At 55.4% G+C, this 17,139-nt stretch carries 13 protein-coding genes; 1 reads left to right on the plus strand and 12 read right to left on the minus strand.

Annotated elements, in window-relative coordinates; genetic code table 11:
* Positions 1-83 precede the first annotated feature (83 nt).
* From aat to NFS31_RS06130, 5 genes are all read right to left on the minus strand, one after another.
* Positions 84-737 carry a leucyl/phenylalanyl-tRNA--protein transferase gene (gene aat, locus NFS31_RS06110; RefSeq protein ID WP_251492631.1) on the minus strand — a complete coding sequence of 218 codons (654 nt, stop codon included), beginning with the start codon at positions 735-737 and terminating at the stop codon, positions 84-86.
* Positions 719-3,082 (minus strand): AAA family ATPase, encoded by a 2,364-nt coding sequence (locus tag NFS31_RS06115; RefSeq protein ID WP_251492633.1) that lies wholly within the window; start codon positions 3,080-3,082, stop codon positions 719-721. The genes aat and NFS31_RS06115 overlap by 19 nt, the downstream gene beginning before the upstream one ends.
* 3 nt (positions 3,083-3,085) lie before the next feature.
* Complete coding sequence (locus NFS31_RS06120; RefSeq protein WP_251492635.1) at positions 3,086-3,385, minus strand: ATP-dependent Clp protease adaptor ClpS; 300 nt, start codon at positions 3,383-3,385, stop codon at positions 3,086-3,088.
* Positions 3,386-3,569: 184 nt separating this feature from the next.
* On the minus strand, positions 3,570-4,166 hold the full coding sequence (locus NFS31_RS06125; protein ID WP_251492637.1) for an HD domain-containing protein: 597 nt from the start codon (positions 4,164-4,166) through the stop codon (positions 3,570-3,572).
* A gap of 239 nt (positions 4,167-4,405) precedes the next feature.
* The gene (locus tag NFS31_RS06130) at positions 4,406-4,768 is read right to left on the minus strand and encodes an Imm51 family immunity protein (RefSeq protein ID WP_251492639.1); all 363 of its coding nucleotides are present in this window, start codon (positions 4,766-4,768) and stop codon (positions 4,406-4,408) included.
* A gap of 289 nt (positions 4,769-5,057) precedes the next feature.
* On the opposite strand from NFS31_RS06130, the gene NFS31_RS06135 reads away from it, so the two are divergent.
* Positions 5,058-5,918 (plus strand): polysaccharide deacetylase family protein, encoded by an 861-nt coding sequence (locus tag NFS31_RS06135; RefSeq protein ID WP_251492641.1) that lies wholly within the window; start codon positions 5,058-5,060, stop codon positions 5,916-5,918.
* A 16-nt stretch (positions 5,919-5,934) separates the two neighbouring features.
* Here the strand turns inward: NFS31_RS06135 and NFS31_RS06140 are convergent, their stop codons facing one another.
* From NFS31_RS06140 to NFS31_RS06170, 7 genes are all read right to left on the minus strand, one after another.
* Positions 5,935-6,918, minus strand: a complete 984-nt coding sequence (locus NFS31_RS06140) for a hypothetical protein (protein ID WP_251492643.1) — start codon at positions 6,916-6,918, stop codon at positions 5,935-5,937.
* Positions 6,919-6,992: 74 nt separating this feature from the next.
* Positions 6,993-9,239 (minus strand): LCP family protein, encoded by a 2,247-nt coding sequence (locus NFS31_RS06145; RefSeq protein ID WP_251492645.1) that lies wholly within the window; start codon positions 9,237-9,239, stop codon positions 6,993-6,995.
* Positions 9,240-9,341: 102 nt separating this feature from the next.
* On the minus strand, positions 9,342-10,763 hold the full coding sequence (locus NFS31_RS06150; protein WP_251492648.1) for an undecaprenyl-phosphate glucose phosphotransferase: 1,422 nt from the start codon (positions 10,761-10,763) through the stop codon (positions 9,342-9,344).
* A gap of 68 nt (positions 10,764-10,831) precedes the next feature.
* Positions 10,832-12,967, minus strand: a complete 2,136-nt coding sequence (locus NFS31_RS06155; RefSeq protein WP_251492650.1) for an LCP family protein — start codon at positions 12,965-12,967, stop codon at positions 10,832-10,834.
* 19 nt (positions 12,968-12,986) lie between these two features.
* Positions 12,987-13,967, minus strand: coding sequence for a glycosyltransferase family 2 protein (locus tag NFS31_RS06160; RefSeq protein WP_251492652.1), 981 nt, complete (start codon positions 13,965-13,967; stop codon positions 12,987-12,989).
* Between the two features lie 26 nt (positions 13,968-13,993).
* Positions 13,994-16,180 carry a glycosyltransferase family 2 protein gene (locus tag NFS31_RS06165; RefSeq protein WP_251492654.1) on the minus strand — a complete coding sequence of 729 codons (2,187 nt, stop codon included), beginning with the start codon at positions 16,178-16,180 and terminating at the stop codon, positions 13,994-13,996.
* Positions 16,170-17,120 (minus strand): glycosyltransferase family 2 protein, encoded by a 951-nt coding sequence (locus tag NFS31_RS06170; RefSeq protein ID WP_251492656.1) that lies wholly within the window; start codon positions 17,118-17,120, stop codon positions 16,170-16,172. The genes NFS31_RS06165 and NFS31_RS06170 overlap by 11 nt, the downstream gene beginning before the upstream one ends.
* Positions 17,121-17,139: the final 19 nt, after the last annotated feature.

Consider the following 17,139-nt stretch of genomic DNA (forward strand, 5'->3'; position numbering starts at 1 on the left):
CCGGCGCATAAGCCGCGCTTAAACTATCTCCGGGCGCGTCTCACTCATCCGGGCTGACGGTTCTTTCCAGCCGCACGCAGGGATCACCGCCCCAGCCCCTCATCAAGAAGGCGGTTGTACTCCTTCCAGGGTACAAACCGCCCTCCCATACTCTCTAAATGGCCGGTATGAAACTGACAGTCAATAAACAGGAAATCCTTTTCCTTAAGAATCCGCGCCAGCCCAATCAGGGCGGCCTTTGATCCGTTCTTTTTTTCTGAAAACATGCTCTCCCCGAAAAAACAGGCGCCAATGCAGACCCCGTAAAGCCCTCCGGCCAGCTCCCCGTCCTCATACGACTCGACGCTGGCGGCAAAGCCCTTCCTGTGGAGAGCCAGATAGGCATCCTCCATCTCGTCGGAAATCCACGTTCCCTCCGCGTGTTCCCGTTTTACGCGGCACCGGTGCATGGTATCCTTAAAGTCCCGGTTCAAAACCACGCTCAGGCGGTGTCTCCTCATATACTTTTTCATCGAATGCGAGATGTGGATCTCGTCGGGAAAGATCAGGAAGCGCTCCTTTGGGCACCACCACATAATCTCATCCCCGGGATCATACCACGGAAAAATCCCATGGCAGTACGCAAGGACAAGGCGATCCTCGCTCAAATCGCCTCCCACGGCCAAAAGGCCGTCCTCTCTTGCAAGCTCCGGGGACGGAAAGCTGATTTCTTTTTTTATCAGGCGGTACACTGGCATGGCTTTTCTCTTTTCTGATATTCCAACATAAACGCTTCTTCCCTGCAGCTAAGGCGGCAGCTCCCGCCCTTTTTAAGCCTTCCAAACAGGATCTCATCCACCAGCAGAGGCTTTATCTCGCTTCCTATGACGCGCTCTAACTCTCTCGCCCCATATTCCTCGCTGATCCCCTTTTTCCTGAGAAGCTCTCTCGCCTCGCCGGACACGGACCATTCGATCTTTTTTGCCTCAAGCATCCGCCCCAGCTCGTCGAGCTTCTTTCCCGCTATCCGGTCTGCCATCGCTTCGTCCATGGCGTTGAAGACTACAATGCGGTTTAAACGGTTTCTGAATTCCGGCTGAAACGTCTTTTTTACCTCCTCCATCATCACATCCGCCTGAACCGTCCGCCCGCCAAAGCCGATCCCGGCCTTGCCCACGCGGCTGGCCCCGGCGTTGGAGGTCATGATCACAATCACATTCCTGAAATCCGCCTTCCGGCCCTGGTTATCCGTGAGCGTGGCGTAGTCCATCACCTGAAGGAGGATATTGTAGATATCCGGGTGCGCCTTCTCGATCTCGTCGAGCAAAAGCACCGCATGGGGGTTCCTGCGGATCTCCTCGGTCAGAAGCCCGCCCTCCTCGTAACCCACATACCCGGCCGGAGCGCCAATCAGCTTTGCCACCGCATGCTTTTCCCCGTACTCGCTCATGTCAAACCGGATCAGACGCACGCCCAGCTCGTCGGCAAGGCTCTTTGCAATCTCCGTCTTCCCCACGCCGGTCGGCCCCACAAACAGGAGGCTGGCTAACGGCTTTCCCTCCTCCAGAAGGCCCGCGCGGGAAAATTTCACAGCGTTCACAACCTGGCCCACCGCCTCGTCCTGGCCGAACACACGGCCAGCCAGCCGCTTCTCAAGCCCCTCCAGCCGCTTTATCTCATCCTGTTCCATAGTCTGCCTGGGAATCTGGCATGTTCTGGACAGGATCTCATCAATCAGCTCCTTATTCACAGTCTGCCTCTTCTGCGGCAGCGGGTGGAGGCGGCGGTAAGCGCCTGACTCGTCGATCAGATCAATCGCTTTGTCCGGCAGAAACCTCTCATTGATATACCGGGCGCTCATGCGCACCGCATAATCGAGAACGCCTTTCCCGTAGCGGACCCTGTGAAACGACTCATAATGCTTTTTAAGGCCCTCCAGGATTTTCACCGCATCCTCCTGCGAGGGCTCCTTAATCTCCACATTCTGAAAACGGCGCACAAGGCTTTTGCTCTTTTCAAAATGCTTTTTATATTCCTCATACGTCGTCGCGCCGATGAAGCGCACCGCGCCCGCCGCCAGATAGGGCTTCAGCATATTGGAAATGTCAAAGCTTCCCCCGTTTACGGCGCCTGCCCCCACGATATTGTGGATCTCGTCGATATAGACGATCGGCTTCTCCTCCTGGCTGATTCCGTCCATAATCTCCCGGAACCGCTTTTCAAATTCGCCCCTGTACTGCGTCCCGGCAAGCAAGCTTCCCAGATCCAGGGCAAAGATCCGCGCCCCCTTTAAGGGCTCCGGCACGCGCTCCTCATTGAGAAGGCGGGCAAGCCCGTAAATAATGGCGGTCTTTCCCACCCCCGGCTCCCCGACATGGAGCGGATTGTTCTTATCCTTCCGGCAGAGGATCTGCATCGTCCTCTCCAGCTCCTCCTCGCGCCCGATCAGGGGATTCACGCCGTTAAGCTCCTCATTGACGCAGGTGACATAGCGCCTCCACCGCTGGCTTCTGCTGTCCCCCGAAGCCTCCCGGCCTTCCTCTCTCCCGCTGTCTATATCGTCCTCTTCCCGGTCCGCGCCCGCATCCTTTCCCCGGCCCGCTCTCCGTTTTCCTTCCCGCTCCGCCTGCTGCTCCCGGCTGATACGGGTGCGGCGCGCATCATAGCGCTCCCGGATCTCACTGTATATAACGGTCAATTCCCGCAGAAGATCCGTCTTCCCCACGCCCATTGTCTCCATGTAGAAAACGGCATAGCTCTCCTTCAGAAAATAAAACCCATACACCAGATGCTGCAGCTCGACCGCTTCCTTCCCGCAGTCATCCGCCTGCTCCTGGGCGCGGATCAGAACCGTCTCAAGCCCGGCCGACATCTCCGGTTTATCCGTCTGGCCCGCGGGCTCCGCATTCTCCTTCAGATACCCGATCAGGCGATCCTGTAAGCTGTCCGCATCGCCGCCGCAGTTCTCAAATGCTTCCCGGAACGTCTCGCAGCCGGCAATCTGATATAAAAGAAGCTCCGGCGTCGCAAACTCATAATGCTCCCTGGCGGCCGCTTCAAAGGTGGCGTTTAAGACATCCGCCACTTCCCTTGTCACTCTCATCTCCTATGCCTCCTTAAGCGTCAGCCGGAACGGATATCCCTCTTCCTTTGCCCTCTCTGTCACGATCCGGATCTTCGATACGGCAATATCATAAGGGTAACTGCCCACCGCCGCCTGGCCGCCCTTATGTACATTCATCATCAGGGCTACCGCCTCCTCTTTTCCTTTGTGAAAGACTTCCATCAGGATCTTCACTACAAAATCCATGGGAGTATAATCGTCATTGTGCATAATCACCTGATACCGCTTTGGCTCGCGGATCCGGCTTCGGGGCTTCTGCCTCGTTTCCCCCTGAATTGCCACGTTTATCCTCCTTTGTACCAACATGTACTCCCGGAATCTCGCCGCGCCTGCCTTTGCGGCTGATTTTCCGCCAGATGCACCCAAATTTAATCAGCATACGCCTCATACATTTGTGCGCATCTGACAAAAAATCATCTCACAAAATCAGGCGCGGCGAGATTCCGGGAGTACATCAACCGCTGCGCTACTCGTTCTTAATCCGCCCTTTTTCCACATTGGGCAGAATGAAATGTTCATAGGAATACTTCCACAGCGTCTCGGAACCTCTGCCGGTATTCTGATTTCTTCCCAAAATCTGGCTTAAACGCACTCCGCGCTCCGCCCAGGAACGGCCGTCCGTCGCCGCGTTCAGCATCGTCGGCTGAATATTATCAAGTGTCCTCGCAAACCGCGCCTCCGGCGTAGACTCCGCCTCAAACTCCTCCCAGAGCCCCCGTAGCTTCTCCTGCTGATCCTCCGGAAGCAGGCCGAAGATGCGATCCGCCGCCGCCAGCTCGCGCTGCTTCTGGGTTTTCTTCGCCTCCTCGTCGTAGGCGTAGGTATCCCCTGCGTCTATCTCCACCAGATCATGAAGCAGCAGCATGGTGACCGTCTTTAAAACATCGATGGGTTCATTGGAATATTCGCTTAAAAGCACAGCCATAAGCGCCATATGCCAGGCGTGCTCGGCGTCGTTTTCCTTGCTGTTTCTGTCGGTTAAGTAGGTCTGGCGGCCGATAAATTTTTCTTTATCGATCTCGCGGCAAAATTCAAATTGCTTTTCGATTCTGCTTTTTTCCATGATTTTATGCCTCTTTATCTGTTTTATGCGGCGTAAATGAACCAATGTTTTTATTTTACTATATCCGGGGAGGATTTACAAGGCGCTATTCGGGGGATAAATGTTTTTGGCGCGAAGAAATTGCGGGCCTTTTGGCGGGAGGATCGCGAGAGGGCAGCCTGCTGCCTTTACTTCGGGCATATTTACATTCCTTGCAGGCACAGTAAAATTCCGATGGTACATTTTATTATTGGGGGGAATTAGTCCCACTCGACTTCATCACCTTTTTCACGCACAATCCGATACAGCTCATCTTCATGTTCTATTAGCGATATGATAATCTGCGCAAAGCGTTCTGCCTTTTTTTCGTTTTCTCCGCCCGGTTCACAGAAGGCGGTATAGGAACCTGCTTCCGGGTTGCTTTCCAGTCCTTCTAAGATGTCGGGGGCATTTTCGGCAAGGTAATAATTAAAAAAGGCGTCCCAGTTATAGCCGTTCATGTACGCATTTTCATTGATTTCGCACATCTTTTCGCCAATGGAAAAGGGCTTGTCGTTTTCATTGTAAAACCATATGTCGATCCTGTCGGCGCTTTTATTGACCTTTATATAGTCGGGCATCATAATATTCCTCCTGGTAATTGATACTACACAGCTTTTTTCTCTGGCTTTATTTTATTATGGAACAAGTTTTCTCAGAATTCCCTCTCGTACAACATTTTATTGGTAACCTGAAGTGTTACTTTTATTGACAATTCTTATAATCTATAGCTCTCCAGTAACGTAGGCCGTACTGCCCCCCCCCCTCGCTCACCTAAATCACAAATCGTAATGTTTTCTGCACATTTCAATACATGATACCCTCCGCCCCCTCATATAATTCAGTAATCACGCCCGGAAACGGAGCACTCTTATGCAGATTCCCTTCAAATTTCCATTCCAGAAACGCATTCTCAAAACCGCGCTCCTGTTCGCCATGGCGTTTTGCGCAGGTAACCTGTCAGCCCGCGCCGTGGCTCATTTTACAAATGAACAGCCATCGGTTCCCGCCGCAATTCCCTGCGGGCAGCCGGCGGCCCCTGCTTCTGCCGACGGCAACTGGGGTCTGAGCTTTCAGAGCGAGGGGCAGACGCCCGTTGGGAATGCGACATCGGATTATTTAAAGCAGTTTCACGCCTACTATGCCGGCCCCGCGCAGGAGAAGGTGATCTATCTGACCTTTGACGCGGGCTATGAAAACGGGAACACGCCGGCAATCCTGGACGCTTTAAAAAAGCACCGGGCGACGGCAACCTTTTTTCTGGTCGGGAATTATCTGGAAACGAGCCCTGAGCTTGTGAAGCGCATGGCAGCGGAAGGGCATACCGTGGGAAACCATACCTTCCATCACCCGGATATGTCAAAAATATCTACAAAGGAAGCGTTTCAGAAGGAGCTGACCGATTTGGAAGCGCTGTATAAAGAGACAACCGGACAGGAAATGAAGAAATTCTACCGCCCGCCCCAGGGAAAATACAGTGAGAGCAACCTTCAGATGGCAGATGAAATGGGGTACCACACCTTTTTCTGGAGTCTCGCCTATGTGGACTGGTATGAGGATAAGCAGCCCTCCAGGGAAGAAGCCTTCCAAAAGCTTCTGGGACGGATTCATCCCGGCGCAGTCGTGCTTCTGCACAGCACGTCCAGGACGAACGGGCAGATTCTGGATGAGCTTTTGACGAAATGGGAGGAAATGGGGTATCGGTTCGCGCCTCTGGATGAGCTTATAAATTGAACGGCCTTCTCCCCTTTTACACCCGCAAAAGCCTGCGGATCAGGGACAGAACCGCCCCGGCCGTACTGCTGAACGCGAGAAATTCGTGATTCGCATTCACTGCCTCCAGAACAGCCGCCGCCCCTCTGACGATCCCATGAAACGCCTCTTTGTCTGCCGGAAGCAGAGCCGACGCCGGAAGCGCCGCGTAAACGGCCGCTATGCAGAGAAGGAACGGAATCAGGCCGCGGCCTGTATCATACGTTTTCATGCGGACGCCGCCGCCGGACGCCTTTCTGGAAAGAATCCACAGGCACCAGACCACCCCCAGAAACAGGGTGACTCCTGCCGCGCACAGGTAAAGAGCCAGGCCATAGTTTTCCTCAGCCGCAATGGCCGCAACGCTCCCGAGCCCCTTCCGTCCATACCAGAAGGCTCTTCCCGTCATCCAGACCATTCCCGCCATGCACAGGGCGCAGAGAATCTGCATGACGCGCGACAGCAGGACAACAGCGCCTGTTATTCCCTTTGCTGCTGCGTTTCCTATCGCCTCGCCAGGGGACGCCCCGTTTCTTTCATCCTGCGGGGCGTCTTTTTCACGCGCCGCCTGCTTTGCGTTTCGCTCGCGAAGCAGGCGTTCCCTGCTTTGCTCCTCCTCCAGTGTCTCAATGCGTTTTTCGAGCTGACGCCTGATTTTCCGGGCGGCCTTTTCCTTCGCCGCCTCCTCCTTTTTCTCTTTTTTTGAGGAGCGGGACTGCCTTTTTGCGCCGTCCCGCGCCCTTGAACGCGCGCTTTTCTCCGGTTTTTCCCTTTTTCTGTCCCGGCCGTTTTCCGGATCCCTGTACTCGGGCGTTTCCCGGACGCTTACGTCCGCCCCGCCTGTGTCCCGGGGAAGCTTGAGCCTCTCCCATTTCTCACCGTCGTTTTCCCTCTCCCGCTCTAAGGCCCGGTTCTCCAAAAGCGCGCCGCAGTTGCTGCAAAAATTTCCGGCCGCCTCGCAGCCGCATTTCGGACAGATCACTGATATTACTTCCTTTCCTTTCGATGCACTCTCAGAATCTCGCGCGCCTGATTTTGTGAGATTTTGGAAGTACATTACGTTCCCGGCGGGCCGTAAAATTCCACACGCCCCTGTGTCGGCTGATCCTGTCCGGGACGGACGCTCTCAGCCGCGTCCTGGCCCGGATAGACATTCCCTGACATATTCTGCCCCGGACGGACACCTCCGGAAGGCTCCCCGCCCGGGCGGACGCCGCCCGGCGCGATGATCACTCCGGTATCGCTCTGCACGCCCGGATGCGCCGCCGCTCCCCCGGGCGCGCCCGGCGTTTCCTCCTGTGCGCGGGACGGGTTGTACGGCGCGGCTTCTTCCCCGCCGTTTTCCTCTGACTGGCCCCGCTGCGTCTGGCCTCCCGCCCCGTTTGTCTCATATCCTCCCGGCGGCAGGATTAAGTTTCCGCCGGAATCCGTCTCCCGCTCCGCTCCGCTTAAGCTGTCCGAAAGCGCGTTCCTTCCTTCTTTTGTCTCTTCCTTTTCTTCCCCGGCTTCGCGCTCCTCTTCTGTACCGCTCTCCTCCAGGGATGCCGCCGCGGTGGTCCTGGGAACCGATCCACCCGCGGTTCCCACATCGCCCGATGATTTCGCATTCTTTGAAAGCCCTGTGTCCGCGATGATCTTCTGACTGATGCTTTTCACCGTTTCGGTCGGCCTGTAATCCTCATCCCCGAAAAGGAACTTATGGAGCTCTACCACGTTGCTTTCCAGCGTCTGGGGGATCACGCACGCGCCCTTGCTCTTGAGCTTCGCATCGCCTCTGGCAGAGGGAAAGCCCATGGTTTCGCTCAGATGGTATTTCGTTATGCCGCGCCCCATGGTCAGGATATCGCCCATATCGACGCTGGTGGCGACCTGCGGAAATACGGTCTGGATGATATTGTTAATCGTGGCCCAGTCCGCCTGCTTTGCCTTCTCAAACGCCAGGGCAATGACTTTTCTCTGGCGCTCCGTGCGCGCAAAGTCCGTATCCATCAGGCGCAGGCGGCCGTACGCAACGGCCTGCACTCCGTCTAAATGGTTCATCCCCGCATGCTTAAGCTGCGTGGATCCCAGACCTGTCGCCGTAACCGTCTCTGAAATAAATGCATTGATATAATAAAATTCCGGCTCACTGATCTCTAAGTCAATACCTCCTAAGATATTGATGGCATCCGCCACCGCCTTCCAGTTAAAGGTCGCGTAGTCATCGATATCCAGATCCAGGTTTTTATTTAACGCCTTTACCGCCTGCTCCGGACCGCCGCGCAGGTATGCCGTGTTGATTTTATTATAGGAGTTTTTGTCGTTCACATTGAGGTAGGAATCCCGATAGACCGATACCAGACGGATTTCCCCGGTATCCTGATTAATGTTGCAGATGATATTCACATCCGAATTATTACCCTTGCCAACCGACGTATTCCGGCTGTCCACGCCGAATATGGCAATTGTCCAGTAGCCCCTCATCTGCTCCTGTTTTTCCTCGGATATATCCACATTCCGAATCTCCTCCGGATCCCAGGGAAGCTGCTGCATCATGCCCAGGCGGCTGTTGATATACGAATAACCGGCAAAGACCATGACGCCGACAAATATAACCGCCTCCAGCAGGATGATGCGGATCCTCCTCTTCCGTTTTTTGGCCCTGCGGCGGGCCGGATCCTCATAGATGGATTCGTGAGACGAAGCCTCGCGCGAGCCGCGCTCCGGCGAAGCATGGCGGGCAGGAGGAGGCGTGTGGGCCGCCGCGCTCTGGCGCGCCGCCGCCCGCGCGCCGCCATTTCGTCCCTGGCCCGGGCGCCTCTCCTCCTGTCCTGAACCGTGAAGCGCCTTGCGGCCGGACATGATCAGCGGCCCCTCAGCCAGAGAGCTCTTTGATGATACAGACGGCCCCGCCATGGCTCTGCGCCTGCCGCTGGCCTGCGCATCCAGCAAAATACCGTTTCGTTCCGGCCTCTGCGCATCCGCCGGGATACCGTTCCTCTCCGGCCTCTGCGCGTCCGCCGGCATACCGCGGCCGTCTGCTCTCCACGCCTTTTCCCGCTCCCTGCCGGGACCGGAAACCTGCACGTCAACCGTTCCTCTCCGCCTGCCGGGCGTCTGCACATTCCCCGGCCCCCCGCGGCCTGCCCGCGGCTCGCGCCGTCTCTGATCGCGAAACGAATCTGTGATCAGGTTAAGCCCGGGTTCCTTATGTCCGGGCTCTTTGCTTCTTCTGTATGGTATGTCCCTGTCGCCCATCCTTTTCACGGGCTGCCGATTGCGTCCCCGGTCCCTCCGGGGCGAATCTGTCTCATCATATCCCATATAACCGCCCTCACTGATCCAAAGTTCACCCTCACTGATTATCCGTAACCGTCCAGACAGGCAGGAAGACGCCCCCGTCTGAACTGTTATGATTATACACTGTCAATACGCATTTTTATTAATAAATCCCTTAAAAAAGGTCAGAAATAAAATCTTCACGTCAAATCCCAGCGTCCAGTTTTCAATGTAATAGAGATCGTGCTCGATCCGTTTCGTGATCGATGTGTCTCCCCTGTAGCCGTTTACCTGAGCCCAGCCGGTCATTCCGGGGCGGACCTGGTGCTTGATCATATAGCGCGGAATCTCCTCCTTAAATTTCTCTACAAAAAACGGACGCTCCGGCCTTGGCCCCACCAGGCTCATATTTCCCTTTAATACATTAAAAAGCTGCGGCATCTCGTCAATACTGGTCTTTCTGATAAAGCGGCCGATGGACGTCACTCTGGGATCGCCCGGCGTCGTCCACTGGCTCTTCTCCCGCGCAGGCGGCTGAACCTCCATGGAGCGGAATTTATACATCTTAAACGGCCGGTTGTGAAGCCCTACCCGTTCCTGGCTGTAGATAACCGGTCCCGGGGAGGTGAGCTTGATGCCCGCCGCCGCGATAAGCATCACCGGTGAAAAGAGAACCAGCGCGACAGCCGCCCCGATCAGATCCACGCTGCGCTTAATGGTTGCGTTCAGCAGGCCCGTCAGGGGGACATGGCGGATATGAATCACCGGAAGTCCCTGCAGATCCTCCATAAACGGCCTGGTGGGGATAAAGTTATAGTAATCCGGTATAAATTTCGTGTGAACCCCGGATTTCTCGCATCCCGCCACAATCCGCTCCAGCTTTTCATATTCGCGGATGCTTAAGGTGATCGCGATCTCATCCAGGGTATTAAGCTCCAGAATCGTGTTCAGATCGCCGATCTTTCCGATCACCCGGACTCCCCTGTATTCCTTTCCCCACTCCTGCCAGTCGTCTAAAATGCCCCGGATGTTATATCCCCATTCCGGATTCAGCCTCACGCGGTCAATAAAGCCCTCCGCCGCCCGGCTGTAGCCCACTAAAAGCAGGTGCTTCTGATTATAGCCTTTTGAACGCAGGGAGCGCAGTCCCATCCGGAGCAGATTCCGCATCAAAGCCTCGGATATAATGTTGATTGCAAAAAACAGCATCAGCATTGGGCTCGAGAAATTCCGGAAATATTCGTTCTTTCTGCACAGATACAGGATCAGGGCAATGCACAAAAGCCCGATGACATTGGCCTTTACGATATTCGCCAGCTCTACCCGCCGGCTCTGCACCCTCTTGGGGGTATAGAGCTGGAAGAAGGCGTACAGGAACAGATAAAACGGCACGATCGCCGCGCCGACCGCCAGATAGACAGCCGCCATGGCGTTCTTATTTTCCGCCGTTACGTCAAACCACAGCGTAGCGTTTACAATAAACCATGCCAATGCATAGGAACAAATAATCACAAGCGCGTCAAGAAGTATATGGAAATGGTTCAGACGCTTTTGGTTATCTTTTATCATAGTATTTCACCGTAACCGTCTTTATTGTTATCCTGCCCGCGCGCCGGGCCGGCGTACTGTACCGTATACTAAGCCCCCGGGCCCGCCAGGGCGCCTCCCGGAGCGCCGTTCCCCTCCGCGGAGATCTGCGTATCAGCCGGCGCATTGTTTACGGACTGCCCGCCCCCGGGCGACGTGCCGCCCGGGGCGCTGCTTCCTGGCGCCGGTTGTCCGGCAGGGGCGCGGTCTCCCGGCGCCGCGCCGGTTGTCCCAGGCGTCCTGTCCGGCGGCGTCACGCTGCCGGGCTCTTCCTCTGTCTCGTAAGCCTCTGTGGTCTGGCTTCCCGGCTTCTCATAGCGCGGCGGCGTAGTGCCGGCGCCTCCGGGACCCTGTCCGTCATTTCCTTCATCCGCCTCTGTCGTCTGGTTCGGCCGTGAAGTCGATCCGCCGGGCCGCGTCGTGCTTCCTCCCGGCTGCGCAGTCGATCCGCCGGGCCGCGTCGCGCTTCCCCCCGGCTGTGTGGCTGACGTACCGGGCCTGGTCGTGGTTCCCCCCGGCTGGGAAGGAAACGCGCCGGGCCTTGATTGCGTGCCGCCCGGACCGGTCGGGTTTTCCTCTCCCCACTCGTCATCATCCGGCCAGTTGTCTCCCCAGTCAATATACGGCCAGTCTTCCTCCGGATCAAACAGGCTTTCATCCTCTGTGCCGCTTTCACCCGTCTCGTCCGTGGACTCCTCTGTCTCTGTCTCTTCCTCTTCTGTCTGCCTGGCCTTTGCGTCCTGTTCTGCCTGGCGCTGCGCGCGGCGTCTTACATAAACAGAGGCATTGAGGCCCTGATCCACCGGAACATGGCCGATCACCTTGCCCTCTGTGCTCATGCCCGTCACATTGGCGATATGGCGGCTGTACTCCAGCACATTGGACGGAACCACATAATCTGTTTCGTCAAAAAGGAATTCGTGGAGAACTTTCACGTTGAATTCCAGTGTTTTCGGAATAACGCAGTCTCCAATTTCGCCCACATCCATCTCGCCTCTGGCGGCCGGGAAGCCCGCTGTCTCGCCCATATGGTATCTCGTAATATTCCTGGCTAACGGAATCAGATCCGCCGGCGTCACATTCGTCGCAAGCTGCGGCGTGATGGTCTGGATAATATTGTTTAACGTCGCCCAGTCCGCCTGTTTCGCCTTTTCAAACGCTTTATTCAGGATAATCCGCTGGCGCTCTGTTCTCGCATAGTCCGTGTCTCCCAGGCGCAGACGCCCGTAAGCCACGGCCTGGACGCCGTCGAGATGGATATTTTCTCCGGCATGCGTAAGCTGCACGGACCCAAGCCCGGTCTCCTTAACGGTCTCCGAAATGTAGGCGTTTATCCACGAAAACTCCGATTCGCTGATATCCACATCCACCCCGCCCAGGATATTGATGGCATCCGCCACCGCCTTCCAGTTAAAGGTCGCATACTGCGTGATATTTAAGCCCAGGTTCTTGTTCAAAGCCTTTACCGCCTGCTCCGGGCCGCCCTGCGCATACGCCGCGTTAATCTTATTATAGGAATTTTTGTCATTGATATTCAAATAACTGTCGCGGAATACGGAAACCAGACGGATCTCGCCCGTCTCCAGATTAATGCTGGCAATCATATTCACATCTGCGTTGGTTCCCTTACCCACGTTCAGCTTGCCGTTTTTATCCATACGCGAGTCCACGCCAAAGCATGCCACGGTCATATAGCCTTTCATGCCCTCGATCTGCTCCGGGGACAGGTTCGGGTTCAGCACCGCTGACTCGTTAAACTCAATTTTGGCCAGGGATCCCCATGTCCGCTGATAAACGTACCAGAGCGTCCCGCCGATCGCCAGCGCCAGCACCGCCACAACCGCCAGAAGGATCATGATGATCTTCTTTTTCTTATCCTGCCTTTTCCTGCGGCGGTAAATGCCGCGGTTGCTCCCTCTCTGCGCCTGTTCGCCATGGGAGGACGCCTCCCCTCCCTTGGGCCCGTTATAGCCGGAATGAAACGCCCTGGAGCCTCCTGACCGGCTCCCTCCCGGCGCTCTCTGGGAAGACGGCGAAGATGCAGTCCTGGCCCTGCCTCCGGAGCCATACGGATCCCTGGCAGAGCCGCCGCTTCTGCCATAACCGGAGCCGCGGCCCTGCGCGCCGCTTCTTCCCCGCTGTGACCGGCGGGCCCGCGCGCGCTCCAGCTCATCATCGTAATTCATAAGCCACCTCAACCTTTCACTAAAACTTTGCTATCTGTCTGGCAGCGAACTCATATATATACAAACATGTGCCAGCAATCAGCTCCAGTTCAACCAACAGCTCCTGCTTCCGGTCCCGCCGCTTCTGTACGGCCCTGTCTAAGCCGCGAGCTGTCTTAACCCCTTCCTTCAAGCCGTCCACATACTCTTTTTCATACCCCAGTTTTTTAAAAAACAAATATTTCACAAACATCCCCGCCGCGATGGGCAGGCCGTTTACCGCCATCTGCCAGGCGGGCATATTTTTATAAATCAGATAAATATTATTCCTCGCCGCAAGCCTTACCTTAAACGGATTATATTTCGAGCCGCTCGTCCCGCTGCCCACATGCTGCACAAGCGCATGCGGGCAGTAAATATTGTCATACCCGTAAAGGCGCGCCCGGTATCCCACGTCCATATCCTCCAGGTATGCAAAATGACGCTCATCAAAATACCCGATCTCTTCAAACACGGCCTTCCGGTAAATCGCCGCTCCGGCGCATGCGGAAAATACGCGGCGGGAGCGCCTGTATTTCCCCGCATCCCGGCCTACCCCTCTCTGGAAGGCCCAGCCCAAAACCGAATACATATCGCCCGCGTCGTCCATCCGATCCGGCCGGCCCATCTGGATCATCTTGCTGCTGACCGAAAAAATACGGGGCGAGCGTTCAATCGCACGAATCATCTCCGCCACAAAATAGGAATCCGCTCTGGTATCGTTATTCAGGAGAATCACATAGGGCGTGGCGCTGGCCTTAATCCCGATATTCACCGCGCCCGAAAAGCCTATATTCTCCGGAAGAAATATCGTGTCGATCCCGCGCTCCTTCAGCCATTCCACACTCCCGTCCGTGGAGCCGTTATCGATCACCAGCACTTTAAAGGCGCGGTATGTCTGGGCTTTCAGCGCTTCCATACATGTATCCAAAAATTTCAGTCCGTTGTAATTCGGGATCACCACGGTCGCTGTATTATCCATACGCGTTTACCTCCACACAGTAACTCCTAAACTTCCAGCCGGTACGGCTCCCCGATCCCTTCCTTTTTCAGATCCCTCAGGGCAAAATTCGATTTGCGCAGCGTCAGGTTCGGATTGTAATACGGATCCCCGTCCCGCAAAATCTCCGGCCAGCGCTCTGCAAAAATCCGGATCTCCCGGTTAAAGCGGGCCACCTTTTCCGGCGTGTTCTCAAGGCCCCGGGACTTGGATTCATAGTGGTAAAGCAGCGCGTACGGATTATAGGCCACCAGCTTTCCGGCGCGGCGCACTTTCATGCAGTAATCAATGTCGTTAAAGGCCACGGCAAGCTCTTCGGTAAAGCCCCCCGCTTCCTCAAACAGGCTCTTTTTCGTCATCATACAGGCCGCCGTCACGGCGCTGTAATCCTGCGTGCTCATGGCGCGGTGGAAATAGCTGTTCTCTGCCTGATGGAGGCCGATGAACGTATGCCCGGCAATACCGCCAAATCCCACTACCACGCCAGCGTGCTGAATCGTATCGTCCTGATAAAGGAGACGCGCCCCCACGGCTCCCACATCCGGCCGCTGGCACAGGCCCAGCATCTCCTCCACAAAATTCTCAGCGATCAGCTCTGTATCATTGTTCAAAAACAGAAGGTATTCCCCCCTGGCAAAGGTAACGCCGAAATTATTGATCGCCGAATAATTAAATTCCCGCTCCCATGTCACAACCCTGATATTTTCCCGCTCCTTCTGGATGCGGTCATAGTAGGAAAATGTCTCCGGCTCCGCGCTGTTGTTTTCCACAATAATGAATTCCATATTGCGGTATGTCGCACGCTCCAGGATCGCGCGTATGCAGGTGTCCAGATCCTGTCTGTGATCCTTATTCGGGATAATCACAGAGACGAGCGGCGAGCCCGCAATCCGGTAAACCGTGTGGTAAATCCCATAATCCACGCCCTTTTCCACGCGCTCTGCCTCAATGCCCGCCCGCTCATAGTGGGCCATAATCGCCCTCGCCCCGGCCTCAAAGGCATAGAGCTTGCTCTCCGGGTTGCTGGCCGTCGAATCCTTATGGCAGCGCCAGTGGTAGAGCACCTTTGGAATATGGCAGATCCGGGCCGCGCCCTCCGTGCACCGGAAAATAAAATCATAATCCTGCGCCCCGTCAAATTCATGGCGAAAGCCGCCCACACGCGCCGCCAGATCATGGCTCACCACAAATAAATGGCAGATATAGTTCACGCTGCACAGCAGATCCGGGTTAAAATCCGGCTTAAAGTGGGGATCAAACAGCGCCCCGCCGTCCATATCCAGCTTATCCTCATCCGAATACAGCACATCGCAGTCCGGATGAGCGCAGATACATTTTGCACACTCGTAGAGAGCGTCGGGCGTCAGGGCATCGTCGTGATCCGCGAGCACGATATAATCGCCGTCCGCCATATCCATGGCCGCGTTCGTATTGCCCGCTATGCCCTTATTCTCTCCCAGGACCGCATATTTAAAGCGGCGGTCGCGCTCCGCATAGCGGCGCAGCACCCGCTCCACACTCTCCCCGGCCGGGCTTCCGTCCACCACGCAGACCTCCCAGTTCGCATACGTCTGCGCCGCGATGGAGTCCAGCATCTCCTTCAGATAACGCTCCGGCGTCTTATAGGCGGGAATAATAACCGAAAACTTCGGCATATCGGGAAGGCGATCCGCCCTCTGGCGATCCAGCTCCTCCGCGGACGGCTTCGTAAGTTCATACCATTCACCGTAGTCATAGTCATTGTCAATACCCTGAAGCTTGTGCTTTGATTTGAGAATCAGGGCCTTTAAGCCGTTCTCACGCCAGAACTCCATACAGACATGCACGGTTTCCATATTCATCAGATCCTGAATCTTTTTGAGGCGCTTATGGGCCACGCTGCCGCGCTTTTTGATCAGGGCCTCATTATACTTCACGCGGATCCGGCGCTTTTCGCCCCGGATCACCAGATAATAGTCCTTCCCCCGCTCATACGGAAACTGGATATCAAAACCAAACTCCCGGTCGATCGTCTTTCCGTAATAGATCTGGCTCACATCGTCCCGCCTGGTGGAAACATACTGAAACCGGATGGGATGATGCGAGGCGTCCTCCACCGCATACGTAATCTCTGCATCCGGCGTCCTCCCTATCGCCCAGCCATTTAACTGAATGGTATTTTCCCTGATTCTGACCACATCAACATTAAATTTCATCCTGCTCACCAAAATTAATCCGTTCTTCCTCCACAACCAGAGGCCGCTTCATCACACGGGAATTAATGGATAAAATATATTCCCCCACAAGCCCGATAAAAAAGATCTGCACCGAACCCAGAAAGCACATGCCGATCAGAACCGGGGCCATGCCGGCCGGAAAATCATACCAGTACAGAAGCTTCATCACAAGGTAAAACACTGCCACCGCCATACTCACCGCCGCGCAGACACCCCCGAAAATCGTCGCCAGGCGCAGTCCCACCTTGGTATAGGATGTAACGCTCAGCATCGCCGCGTCATAGAGGCGGTAAAAATTATTGTGCGTCTTCCCTGCGCGGCGCTCCGGCTGGACGTAAGGGATCTCCTTGCGCTTATAGCCCAGTTCCGCCACGATCCCGCGCAGAAAAGGAGTCGGATCGTCCAGACTCCTGAGTATCTCGATGAAATCGCGGTCATACAGGCCGGAACCCGTAAAATGCTCGATCTGCTCCACATCCGAGAGCTTTTTAATTAATTTATAATAGCAGCTCCTCAGCCCGTACATAACCGGGTTTTCTTTGCTGCCTGTCTTGATCCCTATCACTATTTTGTAGCCGTTCTCCCACTCCCGCACGTACTTTGGGATCAGCTCCACCGGATCCTGAAAATCCGCCACCATGCTGATCACGCAGTCGCCGTCCGCCTGCAGCATGCCGTAGTAAGGAGAGTTGAACTGCCCAAAATTCTTTGCGTTAAAGATGGCTTTTATCCTTGGATTGTCCGCACAGAGCCTGCGCAGGATCGGCCTCGTCTGATCCGTGGAGTCATTGTCAATAAATATAAGCTCATAGTCGTATTCCGGAAGCTCCACTTCAAGGGTTTTCACCACCTCGGCGCTGATCGGAGCGACATTTTCCTCTTCATTGTAACAGGGGATCAAAATACTGATTTTCTTCATGTGGAACAATCTCCTGATT

This window comes from Otoolea muris (assembly GCF_943193115.1).
GTDB lineage: Bacteria > Bacillota > Clostridia > Lachnospirales > Lachnospiraceae > Otoolea > Otoolea muris.

Excerpts from the sequence above, each read along its gene's own strand:
- aat (WP_251492631.1), bottom strand. The coding sequence starts at position 737 with ATGCCAGTGTACCGCCTGATAAAAAAAGAAATCAGCTTTCCGTCCCCG.
- NFS31_RS06115 (WP_251492633.1), bottom strand. The coding sequence starts at position 3,082 with ATGAGAGTGACAAGGGAAGTGGCGGATGTCTTAAACGCCACCTTTGAA.
- NFS31_RS06125 (WP_251492637.1), bottom strand. The coding sequence starts at position 4,166 with ATGGAAAAAAGCAGAATCGAAAAGCAATTTGAATTTTGCCGCGAGATC.
- NFS31_RS06130 (WP_251492639.1), bottom strand. The coding sequence starts at position 4,768 with ATGATGCCCGACTATATAAAGGTCAATAAAAGCGCCGACAGGATCGAC.
- NFS31_RS06135 (WP_251492641.1), top strand. The coding sequence starts at position 5,058 with ATGCAGATTCCCTTCAAATTTCCATTCCAGAAACGCATTCTCAAAACC.
- NFS31_RS06145 (WP_251492645.1), bottom strand. The coding sequence starts at position 9,239 with ATGGGATATGATGAGACAGATTCGCCCCGGAGGGACCGGGGACGCAAT.
- NFS31_RS06150 (WP_251492648.1), bottom strand. The coding sequence starts at position 10,763 with ATGATAAAAGATAACCAAAAGCGTCTGAACCATTTCCATATACTTCTT.
- NFS31_RS06155 (WP_251492650.1), bottom strand. The coding sequence starts at position 12,967 with ATGAATTACGATGATGAGCTGGAGCGCGCGCGGGCCCGCCGGTCACAG.
- NFS31_RS06160 (WP_251492652.1), bottom strand. The coding sequence starts at position 13,967 with ATGGATAATACAGCGACCGTGGTGATCCCGAATTACAACGGACTGAAA.
- NFS31_RS06165 (WP_251492654.1), bottom strand. The coding sequence starts at position 16,180 with ATGAAATTTAATGTTGATGTGGTCAGAATCAGGGAAAATACCATTCAG.
- NFS31_RS06170 (WP_251492656.1), bottom strand. The coding sequence starts at position 17,120 with ATGAAGAAAATCAGTATTTTGATCCCCTGTTACAATGAAGAGGAAAAT.